Source organism: Pseudomonas sp. GW821-FHT10B02, from assembly GCF_059415665.1.
Genome location: NZ_JBWKNR010000003.1, coordinates 302370 through 317038 on the forward strand (window position 1 = coordinate 302370; position 14669 = coordinate 317038).

Here is a 14669-nt window from a genome sequence, read left to right on the forward strand (position 1 = left end):
TGCAAAAAAGTCGGGCATTATCCAGATACCCGCCCGTAGAGCAAGGACTGACCCACCCCATGCCAATGAGTTCAATTGCTGCTTACCCGGTAAACACACCCGTTTCGGCGCTAACGCCTGCGAGGCTGCAATGAAGCCGACGCCTGGCGATCCGACAGAAAACGCGCAAGCCCGACGAATGGCACTCTATCTGGTGCTTGGCCAAGTGCCAGCGGGCAAGGTCGTCAGCTACGGCCAGCTTGCCGAACTGGCCGGGCTGGGACGCGCAGCGCGCTGGGTCGGGCGTACCCTCAGTCAGTTGCCGGCCGACACCCAATTGCCCTGGCACCGGGTCCTGGGCGCAGGTGGACGATTGAGCCTGGCACTGGGCACACCCTCAGGCGACGAGCAGCGTGCACGCCTGCGCGCAGAAGGTGTCACTCTGCACAATAATCGTGTGGATATGTTGCGCCATGGCTGGCGCCCGATGGAGCACAGCGGTTAGAGTGCGCGCTTTGTTTTCGTAAACTTGAGGCAGATGTTGGCCCATGCCCCGTAAAACCTGGCGCGCTGCGCTCGCTGCCTATGCCAGCCCGTCTACCTTGGTGCTGTTGCTGCTTGGCTTTGCCACCGGCTTGCCCTACATGCTGGTGTTTTCGACCCTGTCGGTGTGGTTGCGTGAGGCCGGGGTGGCCCGCGAGACCATCGGTTATGCCAGCCTGATCGGCCTGGCCTATGCCTTTAAATGGGTCTGGTCGCCACTGCTCGACCAATGGCGCCTGCCGTTGCTCGGCAAGCTTGGTCGACGCCGCTCATGGTTGGTGCTGTCGCAGGTTCTGGTGGTAGTGGGACTCGTCGGCATGGGCTTTTGTGATCCGCAAAAACACCTGTCCTGGTTGATTGCCCTGGCTGTGCTGGTCGCCTTTGCCTCGGCCACCCAGGATATCGCCGTCGACGCCTACCGCCTGGAAATCGCCGACGATCAGCGCCAGGCCGCCCTCGCTGCCAGCTACATGGCCGGTTATCGGGTCGCCGCGCTGCTGGCCACCGCTGGCGCGCTGTTCTTTGCCGAGGGTTTCGGTTCTACCGGCTTCAGTTATCTGCATAGCGCCTGGACCGGCACCTACGTGCTGTTCGGCGTGCTGATGCTGCCTGCGGTGATTACCACCCTGATGATGCGTGAGCCGCCGGTCCCGCTGCGCACGCAGTTGTCGGCTGCCCGTTATGGCCTGGTGCATCAGCTGGTCTCGGTGTTCGTGCTGATCGTTCTACTGGTGTCGGTACCGGCGACCTTCACCCAGCTGTACAACACCGATTTCGCCAGCGTGCTGTTCGACGGCACCAGCCTGCTCGACCTGCTGCTCGAAGACCGCGCCTTCCTGCGCGCGATCCTCTACATCACCCTGACCGCTCTGTGCCTGTCGTCCATGGGCCGCCGTGGCCTGGCGCCGGTGCTGACGCCGGTCAACGACTTCATCCTGCGCTACCGCTGGCAGGCCCTGTTGCTGCTCGGACTGATCGCCACCTACCGGATGTCCGATACGGTCATGGGCGTGATGGCCAACGTGTTCTATATCGACCAGGGATTCACCAAGGATCAGATCGCCAGTGTCAGCAAGATCTTTGGCCTGATCATGACCCTGGTCGGTGCCGGCATGGGCGGCTTGCTGATCGTACGCTTCGGCATTTTGCCGATCCTGTTCATCGGCGGCGCGGCCTCGGCGGCCACCAATATCCTGTTCCTGATGCTGGCGGACATGGGCCCGAACCTGCAGATGCTGGTGGTGACCATCTCCCTCGACAACTTCAGTTCGGGCCTGGCCACCTCGGCATTCGTCGCCTACCTGTCGAGCCTGACCAACCTGAAGTTCTCCGCCACTCAATACGCGCTGCTGAGCTCGATCATGCTGCTCCTGCCGCGCCTGATCGGCGGCTACTCCGGGGTCATGGTGGAGAAGTTCGGCTATCACGACTTCTTCCTGATCACTGCCCTGCTCGGCGTGCCGACCCTGATCCTGATTGCCCTGCACTGGCATCAGGAAACGGGCAAGGGCAAACAGATACCGGACGACAACCCGATCGCCGAGCAGCAGCGCCCCTGAGCCTTTCTGAGGCGGTTGCCGGCGCTATTCCGGCATCGCCTCGGCTTGCTCGACGCAAGCCCCCAGAACGATCCTCAACGGCCATAGCGCCAGAATACCCGCCAGCCCCGCCGCCAGGGCGAAACTCAACAGGCTGGCACCGGCACCGAGCATCGCCAGCAAAGCGCCGCCCAGCCCCAGCAGGGCAATGGTAATCATCCCCAGCATGGCCGAAACCAGGCCCTTGCTCTGCTCGCTGGAGAACAGCGTCATGCGGTACAGCACGGCGTTGGCAATGCCCAGGCCCAGGGCGTAGACCGACAGCCCCGCCACCAGGCTGGGTACGCCGGGCACCAGCCAGGTGGCCAGCATCATGCCCAGCAGCCCCGCCAGGAAAGGCCAGAGCGCTCGCCGCACCAGGCTCTTGAGCGGGTAACGATCAGCAATGCGGTTGATGATCAGGTTGCCCAGGATCAGGCCACCAAACACCGGCAACTGCCACAGGGCATAGTCCAGGGTACTCAAGCCTTCATCGTGAATAAGCAGCACCGGCGACAGCCCGATCCAGCCGATCAATGGCAGGCCGACCAGGCCGAGGGCCGCGCTTCCCGCCACAAACTGGCGGTTGCCGAGCAATTGCACATAGCCGGCCAACAATGATTTGAGGTGGATCGGCTGGCACGCCAGGCGCGAACCATCGCGGCGCTCGACGCCCAGCGTCTCTGGCATGAAGCGGTACAGCGCCAGCCACGACAGCACTGCGCAAGCGCCGAAGATCACGAACAGCCAACGCCACGACACCCACTCCAGCAACAAAGTGCCAACCAGCGGCCCGAGCAGTGGCGAAAGCAGTGCGATATTGGCCAGTAGCGCCATCATCCGCACCGCGTCGGCTTCGCTGAAGGCCTCGTTCAAGGCCGGGTAACTGACCGTCACCACAAAGCCCAGGCCGATGCCCTGCAACAGCCGCAGCAGGTTGAACAGTTCGATGCCCTGAACCCAGAAGGCCGCCAGGCAGGTCACACAGAAAATCGCACAGCCCACCAGCAACAGCGGCCTGCGGCCATAGCGATCAGCCAGCGGACCGATCAGCCATTGCAGCAGCACACCGCCAAGCAGGTACAGGTTGAGGGCGTGGGGAATGTACGCAGGGCTGGCATCGAGATCGGCGACCACCACGGGCATGGCAGGCATCACCACATCGCTGGCGAGGTAGGTCAGCAGCTCGAAAAGCGCCAGGGTCATGGCGAAGCAGAAGGCTCGCAATGGCGTGATGTTGATCAGGGGGGTAAGCATGATAAGACCGGGCAAACAGAAATAAGCCAGCCTGTATGCCAGAAAGCCTGGGGCGCAGGTAGCGCGAAGACGTGAACAAGTGTAATGAGGGGGAAAGCATCGCGGGGCAAGCCCGCTCCCACCGGCATTCTGTGGGAGCGGGCTTGCCCCGCGATTGGCAAAGGTACTTACTGCACCGCCGCTTCCTGCACTACGCGGATCACCCGCTGCGGGAAGGGAATGTCGATACCCTCTTCCTTCAGACGATCACGCGCATGCTCGTTGAGCATGAACAGCACATCCCAGTAGTCAGCAGTGTTCACCCAGATCCGCAAGGACAGCGTGATCGAGCTGTCACCCAGCAGCGAGACCACGGCCTGTGGCGCCGGGTCCTGGTGAACGCGTGGATCTTTGGCCAGCTCCAGCAACACCTGACGGGCCTTCTGCAGATCGGCCTCGTAATTGACCCCGACATCGAACACCACCTTGCGGGTCGGCTGACGGTTGGTGTTGGTAATGATGCCGTTGGACAGGCTGCCGTTGGGCAGGATCACTGTCTTGTTGTCACCGGTACGCAGCACAGTGTGGAAGATCTGGATGCTGTCCACAGTACCGGCCACACCCTGGGCTTCGATCCAGTCACCCAGGCGGAACGGACGGAACAGCAGGATCAGCACACCACCGGCGAAGTTCGCCAGGCTGCCTTGCAGGGCCAGACCGATGGCCAGGCCGGCAGCACCGATAGCGGCGACAAACGAGGTGGTCTCGATGCCGATCATCGAGGCAACACTGACCACCAGCAGAATCTTCAGAATGATGTTCGCCAGGCTGCTGATAAAGCCTTGCAGCGCCAGGTCGGCATTACGCAAGGCAAGCAATTTGCCCAGACGGTAGGTCACCTTGTTGATCACCCACCAGCCAATGGCCAGGGTCAGCAGCGCCAGCAACAGGCGGCTGCCGTACTCCATGATCAAGGGAATCCAGCTTTGCGACGTTTTAACCAGCTGATCGACTTCAGCACTCAAATCCATAATGTTCTCCTGATGCCGAAGCAAAAACTGTAAAGATCACGCCGCAATCGTTTCAGCGGCCATAGAAACCTCGGACGCCAAAACGGCGCCAAGGTTCCCGAAATGCTTCGATCAGTCGCGGAAGTTGTTGAACTGCAGCGGCATGCCGAACTCTTTGCCACGCAGTGCGGCAATGGCTTCCTGCAGATCGTCACGCTTCTTGCCGGTGACGCGTACCTGCTCGCCCTGGATGGCGGCCTGGACCTTGAGCTTGGCATCTTTGATGTGAGCGACGATCTTCTTCGCCAGCTCCTTGTCGATGCCTTCCTTGAGGGTGGCGTCCTGCTTCATCACTTTGCCCGAAGCGTAGGCGTCCTTCACTTCCAGGCACTGCACGTCGATCTTGCGCTTGACCAGAGCCAGCTTGAGGATCTCGATCATCGCTTCGAGCTGGAATTCGGCTTCGGCAGTCAGGGTGACGGTCAGGTCCTTTTCCTTGAACTCGAAGCTGCCCTTGCCCTTGAGGTCATAGCGACGGTCCAGATCCTTGACCGCGTTTTCCACGGCGTTGGTGACTTCGTGCTTGTCCAGTTCCGATACCACGTCGAACGACGGCATACCTTCTCTCCATAAAATAAACGCACGCTCGCGGCTCTGCTGAAAGAGCGCGATGGAGCGCGCAGGGTTTGACGGTTAAAATACCGGCTCATTATAACGGTTGCGAAACGCTGATGAGCAGCACCTGGCATATTCTCGGCGCCGGCAGTCTGGGCAGCCTCTGGGCTTGCCGTCTGGCCCGTGCGGGCAAAGCGGTCCGGCTGATCCTGCGCGATGCAGAGCGCCTCAAGGCCTATGAAGCGGCGGGCGGCCTGACCCTGATCGAAAAGGACCAGGCCCAACTGCATGCGATACCGGCGCAAACCGCACACGACACCACGCCCATTCATCGCCTGCTGGTCGCCTGCAAGGCCTATGATGCCGAGCACGCCGTGGCGCAACTGGCGCCACGCCTGGTCCACGGCGCCGAACTGATCCTGCTGCAGAACGGCCTGGGTAGCCAGGACGCGGTCGCCAATCAGGTCCCTCACGCCCGCTGCATCTTCGCCTCCAGCACCGAAGGCGCGTTTCGCCAGGCCGATTGGCAGGTCAATTTCGCCGGACACGGCTTCAACTGGCTGGGTGACCAGGCCAACCCGCTGGCCCCGGAGTGGCTCGATGACCTGAGCGATGCCGGTATCCCCCATGAGTGGACGCCTGACATCCTCACCCGGCTGTGGCGCAAGCTGGCGCTCAACTGCGCAATCAACCCGCTGACCGTGTTGCACGACTGCCGCAATGGCGGCCTCGAAGCGCACCACTGTGAAGTGGCCACGCTCTGCGCCGAACTCAGCGAGCTGCTGCAATGCTGCGGCCAGCCCGAAGCCGCCGACGGCTTGAGCGAGGAAGTGGAACGGGTGATCAAGGCCACCGCCGCCAACTACTCTTCCATGTACCAGGATGTTCGCCAGGGCCGACGCACCGAAATCCACTACCTGCTTGGCCACGCCTGCCGCGTCGCCAGCCGCCACAGCCTTGAGCTGCCGCACCTGGAACGACTCTACCGGCGCCTGCTCGAACACCTGAGTGCACGCGGATTGCCCTGCGACTGAACGCAGCGTTACCCTGCCCTTTCACCCACAGACCGGGATCCCGCTATCACATGACGCTGCGCGAACGCCTGGAAAACCTGCCGGTCGGCCAGAAACTGCTGGCCGCCCTGCTGGTGCTGTTGATCACCATTTTGCTGGTGGCCAACCTGACTTTCATCAGCGCCGCTTACTGGATCTCCCAGGAGAGCATGGCGCCGCAGGCGCTACAGACCATCGGTCGACTGGTGGCCAATCCACAGCTTGCCTCACAGGCAGCCGACTCACCCGAATCCGCCAAGGCCCTGCTCAAAGAGCTCGACAGCTATACCCCGTTGCGGGCGGCCGCAGTGTACGGCAGCGATGGCAAACTGCTCGCGCAGTTGCAGCATGGTGAGCAACTGCCATTGCCTACCCGCTATCGCCATATCGAGAACTGGCGCCTGACCGAGTTTCGCAGTACCCAGTTGACCAAACTGCCCCGCCCGGGCAGCCCGCCTGGCTACCTGTTGATGGTGGCCAGCAGTGAACTGCCGATGGCCTTCTACACCGGTATTCTCACCGCCAGTCTGGGCATTCTGGTGTTCAGTATCCTGTTGTGGATGATCATCGCCCGGCAGATCAAGCGCCTGATTACCCAGCCGATCAACCAGCTCGAACAACTGTCACGCCAGGTTACCCGCGAGGAAAACTACTCCCTGCGCGCCCAACGCGGCAACGACGATGAAATCGGCAGCCTGGCCGAAGCCTTCAATACCATGCTCACGCGCATCGAAGCGCGTGAACAGCAGCTCAAACGCGCTCGTGACGAGTTTCAGGATGCCTATGACCAGGCTCAGGGCCTGGCCGAGGAAACCCGCCATACCAACCGCAAGCTCGAGCTGGAAGTCCAGGTACGCAGCAAGATCGAGAAAAAACTCACCGGCTTTCAGAACTACCTCAACAGCATCATCGACTCCATGCCCTCGGCATTGATCGCTCTCGACGAGCAACTCTACGTGACCCAGTGGAATCAGGAAGCCAGCGCCCTGTCCGGCACGCCGCTCGACGAAGCACTGAACCAGCCGATCTTCCTCGCCTTCGAGCCGCTCAAACCGTTCCTGCCGCAACTCAAGGAAAGTGTCGAGAAACACCGGGTGGCGAAAATCGAACGGGTGACCTGGACCAAAGACGACGATGCCCGGCATTACGCCCTGACCTTCTATCCACTGATGGGCGGCGGCGGACGTGGCGTGGTTATCCGTATCGACGACATCACCCAGCGCCTGTCCCTGGAAGAAATGATGGTGCAGTCGGAGAAGATGCTCTCGGTCGGCGGCCTGGCCGCTGGCATGGCCCATGAAATCAACAATCCGCTGGGAGCGATCCTGCACAACGTGCAGAACATTCGCCGGCGCCTGTCACCGGACCTGGCGAAGAACCAGGAACAGGCCAGCGAACTTGGCATCGACCTGCCCATCGTCAACCGCTACCTGGAAAGCCGCGAAGTGCCGCAGCTGCTGGACGGCATCCAGCAGGCCGGGGCCCGCGCCGCCAAGATCGTCACCCATATGCTCAGTTTCAGCCGGCGCAGCAACCGCCAGCTGGCTCCCTGCGACTTGCCGGCACTGATCGACCAGGCGGTGGAGATTGCCGGCAACGATTTCGACCTGACCATCGGCTTCGACTTCAAGGGTCAGGCAATCATCCGCCAGTTCGATCCCAACCTGGGACCGGTGCCATGCACCGCGAACGAACTCGAACAAGTGCTGCTCAACCTGCTGAAGAACGCCGCCCAGGCCATCCACCTGCGTGAAGACGACAGCGAGCCAGGGCGCATTATCCTGCGCACCCGGCTCAATCCGCCTTGGGCGGAGATCCAGGTGGAAGACAACGGTGTCGGCATGCCGGAAGCAGTGCGCAAACGCACTTTCGAACCGTTTTTCACCACCAAGGAAATCGGCCAGGGCACGGGCCTGGGCCTGTCGGTGTCGTATTTCATCATCACCAACAACCACAAGGGCCAGATGGAGGTGCAATCGGCACCGGGGCAAGGCACCTGCTTTACCTTGCGCCTGCCACTGGCCAACAGCTCGCCGACCGCGGTCGAGCCCCACAAAATGGAGTCATGAACATGGGCTTTCGCTTGTCGAAGATCTACACCCGTACCGGCGACAAAGGCGAAACCGGCCTGGGTGACGGCCGTCGGGTGCCCAAGGATCATCCGCGGATCGAGGCCATTGGTGAGGTCGACAGCCTTAACAGCCAGTTGGGGCTGCTGCTGGCCGGGTTGGCCGAGCACAAGCTGGAAGAAGTGATCGAGGTTCTGGCGCCTTGCCAACACCGCTTGTTCGATCTCGGTGGTGAGCTGGCCATGCCCAGTTATCAGGCGCTGAGCGCGGCAGAAGTGGAACGCCTGGAAGCGGCTATTGACCGCTGGAACGAGGAGCTGGGGCCGCTTGAGAATTTCATCCTGCCCAGTGGCTCGGCGCTGATTGCTCAAGCTCATGTGTGCCGCAGCCTGGCACGTAGTGCCGAGCGGCGCTGCCAGCAACTGAACAGTGTCGAGCCGTTGGCTGGGGTTGGGTTGGCGTATATCAACCGGTTGTCGGATTTGCTGTTTGTCGCGGCGCGCTTGATTGGCCGGCGACAAGGGGTTGCCGAGGTGCTATGGCAGGCTGCAGCTAAACCCTGAGGGCCTCATCGCCGGCAAGGCCGGCTCCCACAGTAGATCTGCATGCACTGCAACCCTGTGTGGGAGCCGGCCTTGCCGGCGATGGCCGCAATGCAGCCCTTGATTCAGACCTCAGGCCAAAACGCGCGAATCCCCGCCACTCCCTGAGCGCCATGCAGCCAGGCCTTCTCGCGCTCGGCAGCACCGACACCACCGAGCAGATACACTGGCTTGCTGAAGCCTTCGATCAACTGCTGTGCCTGCTCCCAGCCAAGCGGCTGCGCCTGAGGATGAGTCTGGGTCGCCTGCACCGGCGACAAGGTGACGAAATCCACCCCCATCTGTTCGGCCAGTGCCAGCTCTTCAGCGTTATGACACGACGCCGCCAACCAGCGCTCCGTCGGAAACGGCCGGCCTTTGCTGGCGTACTTGCGCAATTGTTCCGAGGTCAGGTGCCAGCCCGCAGAGGGGAAATCACCCAGCCACTCCAGCGGTCCCTTGAGCATCAGCTGCGCCTTGCCGGCGCACAGGCCTACAGCGTCCACCGCCACGTCGCGGTACTTGGGGTCGTACATGTTCGGGGCACGCAGTTGCACCAGCTTGATCCCGCCGGCAATGGCCTTCTGGATTCCGCGCAACATCTGCGGGACTTCCAGGCCTTCCGGGGTAATCAGGTATTCACCCGGCAAGCGTGCCGCGGCGACGATCGGCCGATTGGCCTCGGGGAAGTCATACTGCGGCAGTTCACGCGCCGTCACCCAGGCCAGCGGCTGGCCTTCGGCGCCATGGGGCTCACCGGTAAAACCGCTGACTTCCCAGACATCCAGCAACACCTGCTTGTCCGGGTAGTCGTGGTGGATCTTGATCAACGGCCGCGCGGCAGTGACGACAATGCCCAGCTCTTCGTTCAACTCGCGGGCCAGGGCGATATCAACCGCCTCACCATCCTCGACCTTGCCGCCCGGAAACTCCCACAGACCACCTTGATGCTGGGTATCAGCGCGACGGGCAATCAGGATTCGGCCATCCGCACCGCGAATGACCGCTGCGGCTACATGTATGCGTTTCACCCTTCACGCTCCGCCAGGCCAGCCTTCTGCCAGGCCTGGAAGGCCGGCCACTGGTAGATGGTCTCGATGTAGGCTGCCGCTTCGGCAGGCACTTCCACCCGGTAGGTACGCAGGCGTACCGCGACAGGGGCGAAGAAAGCATCCGCCAGGCTCGCCGTGCCGAACAGGAACGGACCGGTTTCTTTGGCGGCCAGACGGCATTCGGACCATAGCGCGACGATGCGGTCGATATCGACCTGCACGTCCAGCGGCATGTTCTCCAGCGCTTCATCACGAGACAGGTCGAACGGCATATTGCCGCGCAAGGCGAAGAAACCGCTGTGCATCTGCGCGCAGGCAGAGCGTGCCTGGGCACGGGCGGCAACGTCGGTCGGCCACAGGTTGGCTTGCGGATGACGCTCGGCCAGGTATTCGGCGATGGCCAGGGAGTCGGCGATGATGCCGTGCTCGCACTTGAGCAATGGCACTTTGGCCGTCGGGGAGTGCTCCAGCAGCCGCGCACGGGTGTCGGGCTGGTTGAGCTTGATCAGGGTTTCTTCATAGGTAGCGCCGGCCAGCTCAAGGGCCAGGGCGGCGCGCAGCGACCAGGAGGAGTACAGCTTGTCGCCGATGATCAGGTGGTAACTCATGGTTCGGCTCCAGAAGGTGTGGAGAGAAAGGTCCTTCGGACCTTATCGCTGGCAAGGCCAGCTCCCACAGGGTTGTACATGCCCCTTGTGGGAGCCGGCCTTGCCGGCGATCAGCCGCACAGCGGCTGCAAAGTCATCAGGTACGGTATTCGGCGTTGATCTTCACGTACTCGTGGGACAGGTCGGTAGTCCAGATGGTTTCGCTGCACTGACCTCGGCCCAGCTCGATACGGATGGTGATTTCCTCTTCGGCCATCACCGCCGCGCCTTGCGCCTCAGTGTAGGTGGCACTGCGGCCGCCTTTACTGGCGATGCAGACATCACCCAGGTAAACGTCGATCAGGCTGACGTCCAGCTCAGGCACACCGGCACGGCCGACAGCAGCCAGGATGCGGCCCCAGTTCGGGTCGGAAGCGAACAGCGCGGTCTTGATCAATGGCGAGTGAGCCACGGCGTAACCGACGTCCAGGCATTCCTGGTGGTTGCCGCCGCCATTGACTTCAACGGTAACGAATTTGGTCGCGCCTTCACCGTCACGAACGATGGCCTGGGCCACTTCCATGCACACCTCGAACACCGCTTTTTTCAGTGCTTCGAACAGTGGACCGCTGGCCTCGGTAACTTCCGCGACATCCGCTTTACCGGTGGCGATCAGCATGCAGCAATCGTTGGTCGAGGTATCGCCATCGATGGTGATGCGGTTGAACGACTTGTTGGCGCCATCGAGCATCAGGTCCTTGAGGATTGCGGGTGCAACCTTGGCGTCGGTGGCGATGTAACCGAGCATGGTCGCCATGTTCGGCCGGATCATCCCGGCGCCCTTGCTGATACCGGTGACGGTGATGGTCACGCCGTCATGCTGGAACTGACGGCTGGCGCCCTTTGGCAGGGTGTCGGTGGTCATGATGCCGGTAGCGGCGGCAGCCCAGTTGTTTTCCGACAGATCGTCCAGCGCGGCCTGCAGCGCACCTTCGATCTTCTCGACGGGCAGCGGCTCGCCAATGACACCGGTGGAGAATGGCAGTACGGCACTGGCATCGACGCCGGTCAGCTCGGCCAGCCTGGCGCAGGTGCGCTCAGCGGCAGCCAGGCCCGGTGCGCCGGTACCGGCGTTGGCATTGCCAGTGTTGGTCAGCAGGTAGCGCACGGTGCCCTGTACGCGCTGTTTGGCAAGGATCACCGGTGCTGCGCAAAAGGCATTGAGGGTGAACACACCGGCGACGCTGGAGCCTTCGGCACAGCGCATGACGACCACGTCCTTGCGCCCCGGGCGCTTGATACCCGCAGAGGCGATGCCGAGTTCAAAACCTGGAACCGGGTGCAACGTTGGCAAAGGACCAAGACCAACAGCCATGTAAGCGCTCCTAGAAAAAATACACCGGGTCGAATAGACCGGTACTTGAGATGGAACAACGCCGCGACGGTACGGGACCGGTCGCGGCGTGGTGTTCGTGAATCAGCGGACTGCCGGGCAGATGAGGTTAGTTGATCTGACCGTGGCAGTGCTTGAACTTCTTGCCCGAACCACACCAGCACAGCTCGTTGCGGCCCAGCTTCTGCTCGTTGCGCACCGGGGCAGCGGCGACGGCGACATCAGCGCCCTCCTCCTGCTCCTCGGTATGCTCCAGGCCCGGGGCTGCAGCGTGCTGGAACTGCATGCGTGCAGCCAGCTCCTCGGCCTCGCGGCGCAGACGGGCTTCTTCTTCGGCAGGATCTTCGCGACGCACCTGAACGTGCGAGAGCACGCGGATGGTATCGCGCTTGATCGAATCGAGCAGTTCCTGGAACAGGTTGAACGACTCGCGCTTGTACTCCTGCTTCGGGTTCTTCTGGGCATAGCCACGCAGGTGGATACCGTGACGCAGGTGGTCCATGGTCGACAGGTGGTCTTTCCACAGGTCGTCCAGTACGCGCAGCAGAATCTGCTTCTCGAAGGTGCGCAGGGCTTCGGCGCTGGCCTGCTCTTCCTTCTCGTTGTAGGCCGCCAGCAGCTCGGTCATGAGCTTCTCGCGCAGGGTTTCTTCGTACAGGTGATCGTCTTCGTCGAGCCACTGCTGAATCGGCAGTTTCACGCCGAAGTCACTGGCCAGCGCCGCTTCCAGACCAGCCACGTCCCACTGCTCAGGCAGCGATTGCGGTGGAATGTGCTGAGCGACGGTGGCATCGAGCACTTCCTGACGGAAGTCGGCGATGGTGTCACCAATGTTGTCGGCTGCCAGCAGGCTGTTACGCATGTGGTAGATGACTTTACGTTGCTCGTTGGCTACGTCGTCGAATTCGAGCAATTGCTTACGAATGTCGAAGTTGCGACCTTCGACCTTGCGTTGAGCTTTCTCGATGGCGTTGGTGACCATGCGGTGCTCGATGGCCTCGCCGGACTGCATGCCCAGCGCCTTCATGAAGTTCTTCACCCGATCGGAGGCGAAGATGCGCATCAGGCTGTCTTCCAGCGACAGGTAGAAACGGCTGGAACCCGGGTCACCCTGACGGCCGGCACGACCACGCAGCTGGTTGTCGATACGGCGCGATTCATGGCGCTCGGAGGCGATCACATGCAGGCCACCGGATTCGATCACCTGCTGGTGACGCTTCTGCCAGTCGGCCTTGATCTGTGCGATCTGCTCAGGCGTCGGGTTCTCCATGGCCGCGACTTCCACTTCCCAGTTACCGCCCAGGAGGATGTCGGTACCACGACCGGCCATGTTGGTAGCGATGGTCAACGCACCCGGGCGACCGGCCTGGGCGATGATCTCGGCTTCTTTTTCGTGGTACTTGGCGTTCAGTACCTTGTGATCGATGCCTTCCTGCTTGAGCAGGTTGGACATGTGCTCGGAGGTCTCGATGGTGGCCGTACCGACCAGCACCGGACGGCCCTGGGCCATGCTTTCCTTGATGTCGGCAATGATTGCGGCGTACTTCTCTTCCGCAGTCAGGTAGACCAGATCGTTGAAATCTTTCCGGGCCAGCGGCTTGTTCGGCGGAATGACCATAACGTTGAGGTTATAGATCTGGGCGAACTCGAAGGCTTCGGTGTCAGCGGTACCGGTCATGCCGGACAGCTTGTTGTACAGACGGAAGTAGTTCTGGAAGGTGGTCGACGCCAGGGTCTGGCTTTCGGCCTGGATATTCAGGTTTTCCTTCGCTTCGATGGCCTGGTGCAGGCCTTCGGACAGACGGCGGCCCGGCATGGTACGGCCGGTGTGCTCGTCGATCAGCAGAATCTGACCGTCCTGGACGATGTACTCGACGTTGCGATGGAACAGCTTGTGCGCGCGCAGGCCAGCATAGACGTGGGTCAGCAGGCCCAGGTTATGCGCCGAATAGAGGCTCTCGCCTTCGGCCAGCAGGCCGACCTGGGCAAGCATCTCTTCGATGAACTGGTGACCGGCTTCGTTGAGCTCGACCTGGCGGCTCTTCTCGTCGATCTTGAAGTGACCTTCCTGGGTGACTTCGCCTTCGACTTCCTCGATGTGCTGCTTGAGGCGCGGGATCAGCTTGTTGATTTCGATGTACAGCTTGGAGCTGTCTTCGGCCTGGCCGGAGATGATCAGCGGGGTCCGCGCTTCGTCGATGAGGATGGAGTCGACTTCGTCGATCACGGCGAAATTCAGCTCGCGCTGGAATTTCTCGTCCAGGCTGAACGCCATGTTGTCGCGCAGGTAGTCGAAACCGAATTCGTTGTTGGTGCCGTAGGTGATGTCGGCAGCATAGGCAGCGCGCTTTTCTTCCGGCGGCTGGAACGGCGTGACGACGCCGACGCTCAGACCGAGGAATTCGTACAGCGGACGCATCCAGTTGGCGTCACGGCGGGCCAGGTAGTCGTTGACCGTGACCACGTGCACGCCCTTGCCGGACAGTGCATTGAGGTACACGCCCAGGGTTGCGACCAAGGTCTTGCCTTCACCGGTGCGCATTTCTGCGATAGTGCCTTCGTGCAAGGCCATGCCGCCGATCAGCTGGACATCGAAGTGGCGCATGCCCATGACCCGCTTGCCGGCCTCACGCGCGACGGCGAAGGCCTCCGGCAGCAGCTGGTCGAGGGTCTCGCCTTTGGCCAGGCGCTCTTTGAACTCTGCGGTCTTGGCACGCAGCTGCTCGTCCGAGAGGGCCACCATCTTCTCTTCGAAGGCATTGACGGACTGCACCGCCTTGAGCAGGCGTTTGACCTCGCGCTCGTTCTTGCTTCCAAAAAGTTTTTTTAACAAAGGCGCAAACATATCGACAGGATCTTCCACACATAGGGATGGAGGGCGGCCCCGTGAGTCGCCCGTGCAGCCCTTATGGCCGCATGCGAACGAGCATTCTACCCGGAAACGACGGTGAGGAAAGTGGCGGATTTCCACGATG

General features: G+C 61.7%; 12 protein-coding genes. 5 read left to right on the top strand and 7 right to left on the bottom strand.

What is annotated here, in order from left to right; genetic code table 11:
* Nucleotides 1-130: 130 nt before the first annotated feature.
* Both AC07OF_RS07050 and AC07OF_RS07055 read left to right on the top strand, forming a co-directional pair.
* On the top strand, nucleotides 131-484 hold the full coding sequence (locus tag AC07OF_RS07050) for an MGMT family protein (RefSeq protein WP_038607282.1): 354 nt from the start codon (nucleotides 131-133) through the stop codon (nucleotides 482-484).
* A 43-nt stretch (nucleotides 485-527) separates the two neighbouring features.
* Complete coding sequence (locus tag AC07OF_RS07055) at nucleotides 528-2081, top strand: AmpG family muropeptide MFS transporter (RefSeq protein WP_157191250.1); 1554 nt, start codon at nucleotides 528-530, stop codon at nucleotides 2079-2081.
* 24 nt (nucleotides 2082-2105) lie between these two features.
* Here the strand turns inward: AC07OF_RS07055 and AC07OF_RS07060 are convergent, their stop codons facing one another.
* The 3 genes from AC07OF_RS07060 to AC07OF_RS07070 form a co-directional block, all read right to left on the bottom strand.
* On the bottom strand, nucleotides 2106-3356 hold the full coding sequence (locus AC07OF_RS07060) for an MFS transporter (RefSeq protein ID WP_157191249.1): 1251 nt from the start codon (nucleotides 3354-3356) through the stop codon (nucleotides 2106-2108).
* Nucleotides 3357-3523: 167 nt separating this feature from the next.
* Nucleotides 3524-4366, bottom strand: coding sequence for a mechanosensitive ion channel family protein (locus tag AC07OF_RS07065; protein WP_157191248.1), 843 nt, complete (start codon nucleotides 4364-4366; stop codon nucleotides 3524-3526).
* Between the two features lie 111 nt (nucleotides 4367-4477).
* Complete coding sequence (locus AC07OF_RS07070) at nucleotides 4478-4963, bottom strand: YajQ family cyclic di-GMP-binding protein (RefSeq protein ID WP_157191247.1); 486 nt, start codon at nucleotides 4961-4963, stop codon at nucleotides 4478-4480.
* A 113-nt stretch (nucleotides 4964-5076) separates the two neighbouring features.
* Between AC07OF_RS07070 and AC07OF_RS07075 the strand changes: the two genes are divergently transcribed.
* Genes AC07OF_RS07075 through AC07OF_RS07085 form a run of 3 tightly spaced genes read left to right on the top strand, consistent with a single transcriptional unit; the run spans nucleotide 5077 to nucleotide 8644 of the window.
* The gene (locus tag AC07OF_RS07075; RefSeq protein WP_476446563.1) at nucleotides 5077-5994 is read left to right on the top strand and encodes a putative 2-dehydropantoate 2-reductase; all 918 of its coding nucleotides are present in this window, start codon (nucleotides 5077-5079) and stop codon (nucleotides 5992-5994) included.
* A 50-nt stretch (nucleotides 5995-6044) separates the two neighbouring features.
* On the top strand, nucleotides 6045-8081 hold the full coding sequence (locus AC07OF_RS07080) for a sensor histidine kinase (RefSeq protein WP_476446562.1): 2037 nt from the start codon (nucleotides 6045-6047) through the stop codon (nucleotides 8079-8081).
* A 2-nt stretch (nucleotides 8082-8083) separates the two neighbouring features.
* A complete protein-coding gene (locus AC07OF_RS07085; RefSeq protein WP_476446561.1) occupies nucleotides 8084-8644 on the top strand; it encodes a cob(I)yrinic acid a,c-diamide adenosyltransferase in 561 nt (186 codons plus the stop codon).
* Between the two features lie 104 nt (nucleotides 8645-8748).
* On the opposite strand, the gene AC07OF_RS07090 is transcribed toward AC07OF_RS07085, so the two are convergent.
* The 4 genes from AC07OF_RS07090 to secA form a co-directional block, all read right to left on the bottom strand.
* Entirely contained in the window at nucleotides 8749-9693 is a 945-nt protein-coding gene (locus tag AC07OF_RS07090) for a Nudix family hydrolase (RefSeq protein WP_191831033.1), read from the bottom strand.
* Nucleotides 9690-10322, bottom strand: a complete 633-nt coding sequence (locus AC07OF_RS07095; protein ID WP_476446560.1) for a glutathione S-transferase — start codon at nucleotides 10320-10322, stop codon at nucleotides 9690-9692. The genes AC07OF_RS07090 and AC07OF_RS07095 overlap by 4 nt, the downstream gene beginning before the upstream one ends.
* A gap of 136 nt (nucleotides 10323-10458) precedes the next feature.
* The gene (gene argJ, locus AC07OF_RS07100) at nucleotides 10459-11676 is read right to left on the bottom strand and encodes a bifunctional glutamate N-acetyltransferase/amino-acid acetyltransferase ArgJ (protein ID WP_157191242.1); all 1218 of its coding nucleotides are present in this window, start codon (nucleotides 11674-11676) and stop codon (nucleotides 10459-10461) included.
* Nucleotides 11677-11803: 127 nt separating this feature from the next.
* Nucleotides 11804-14539: a preprotein translocase subunit SecA gene (secA, locus tag AC07OF_RS07105; protein WP_157191241.1), complete on the bottom strand. Its 2736-nt coding sequence runs from the start codon at nucleotides 14537-14539 to the stop codon at nucleotides 11804-11806.
* Between the last annotated feature and the right edge of the window lie 130 nt (nucleotides 14540-14669).

Excerpts from the sequence above, each read along its gene's own strand:
- AC07OF_RS07060 (WP_157191249.1), bottom strand. The coding sequence starts at position 3,356 with ATGCTTACCCCCCTGATCAACATCACGCCATTGCGAGCCTTCTGCTTC.
- AC07OF_RS07055 (WP_157191250.1), top strand. The coding sequence starts at position 528 with ATGCCCCGTAAAACCTGGCGCGCTGCGCTCGCTGCCTATGCCAGCCCG.
- AC07OF_RS07075 (WP_476446563.1), top strand. The coding sequence starts at position 5,077 with ATGAGCAGCACCTGGCATATTCTCGGCGCCGGCAGTCTGGGCAGCCTC.
- secA (WP_157191241.1), bottom strand. The coding sequence starts at position 14,539 with ATGTTTGCGCCTTTGTTAAAAAAACTTTTTGGAAGCAAGAACGAGCGC.
- AC07OF_RS07065 (WP_157191248.1), bottom strand. The coding sequence starts at position 4,366 with ATGGATTTGAGTGCTGAAGTCGATCAGCTGGTTAAAACGTCGCAAAGC.
- argJ (WP_157191242.1), bottom strand. The coding sequence starts at position 11,676 with ATGGCTGTTGGTCTTGGTCCTTTGCCAACGTTGCACCCGGTTCCAGGT.
- AC07OF_RS07095 (WP_476446560.1), bottom strand. The coding sequence starts at position 10,322 with ATGAGTTACCACCTGATCATCGGCGACAAGCTGTACTCCTCCTGGTCG.
- AC07OF_RS07070 (WP_157191247.1), bottom strand. The coding sequence starts at position 4,963 with ATGCCGTCGTTCGACGTGGTATCGGAACTGGACAAGCACGAAGTCACC.
- AC07OF_RS07085 (WP_476446561.1), top strand. The coding sequence starts at position 8,084 with ATGGGCTTTCGCTTGTCGAAGATCTACACCCGTACCGGCGACAAAGGC.
- AC07OF_RS07050 (WP_038607282.1), top strand. The coding sequence starts at position 131 with ATGAAGCCGACGCCTGGCGATCCGACAGAAAACGCGCAAGCCCGACGA.
- AC07OF_RS07080 (WP_476446562.1), top strand. The coding sequence starts at position 6,045 with ATGACGCTGCGCGAACGCCTGGAAAACCTGCCGGTCGGCCAGAAACTG.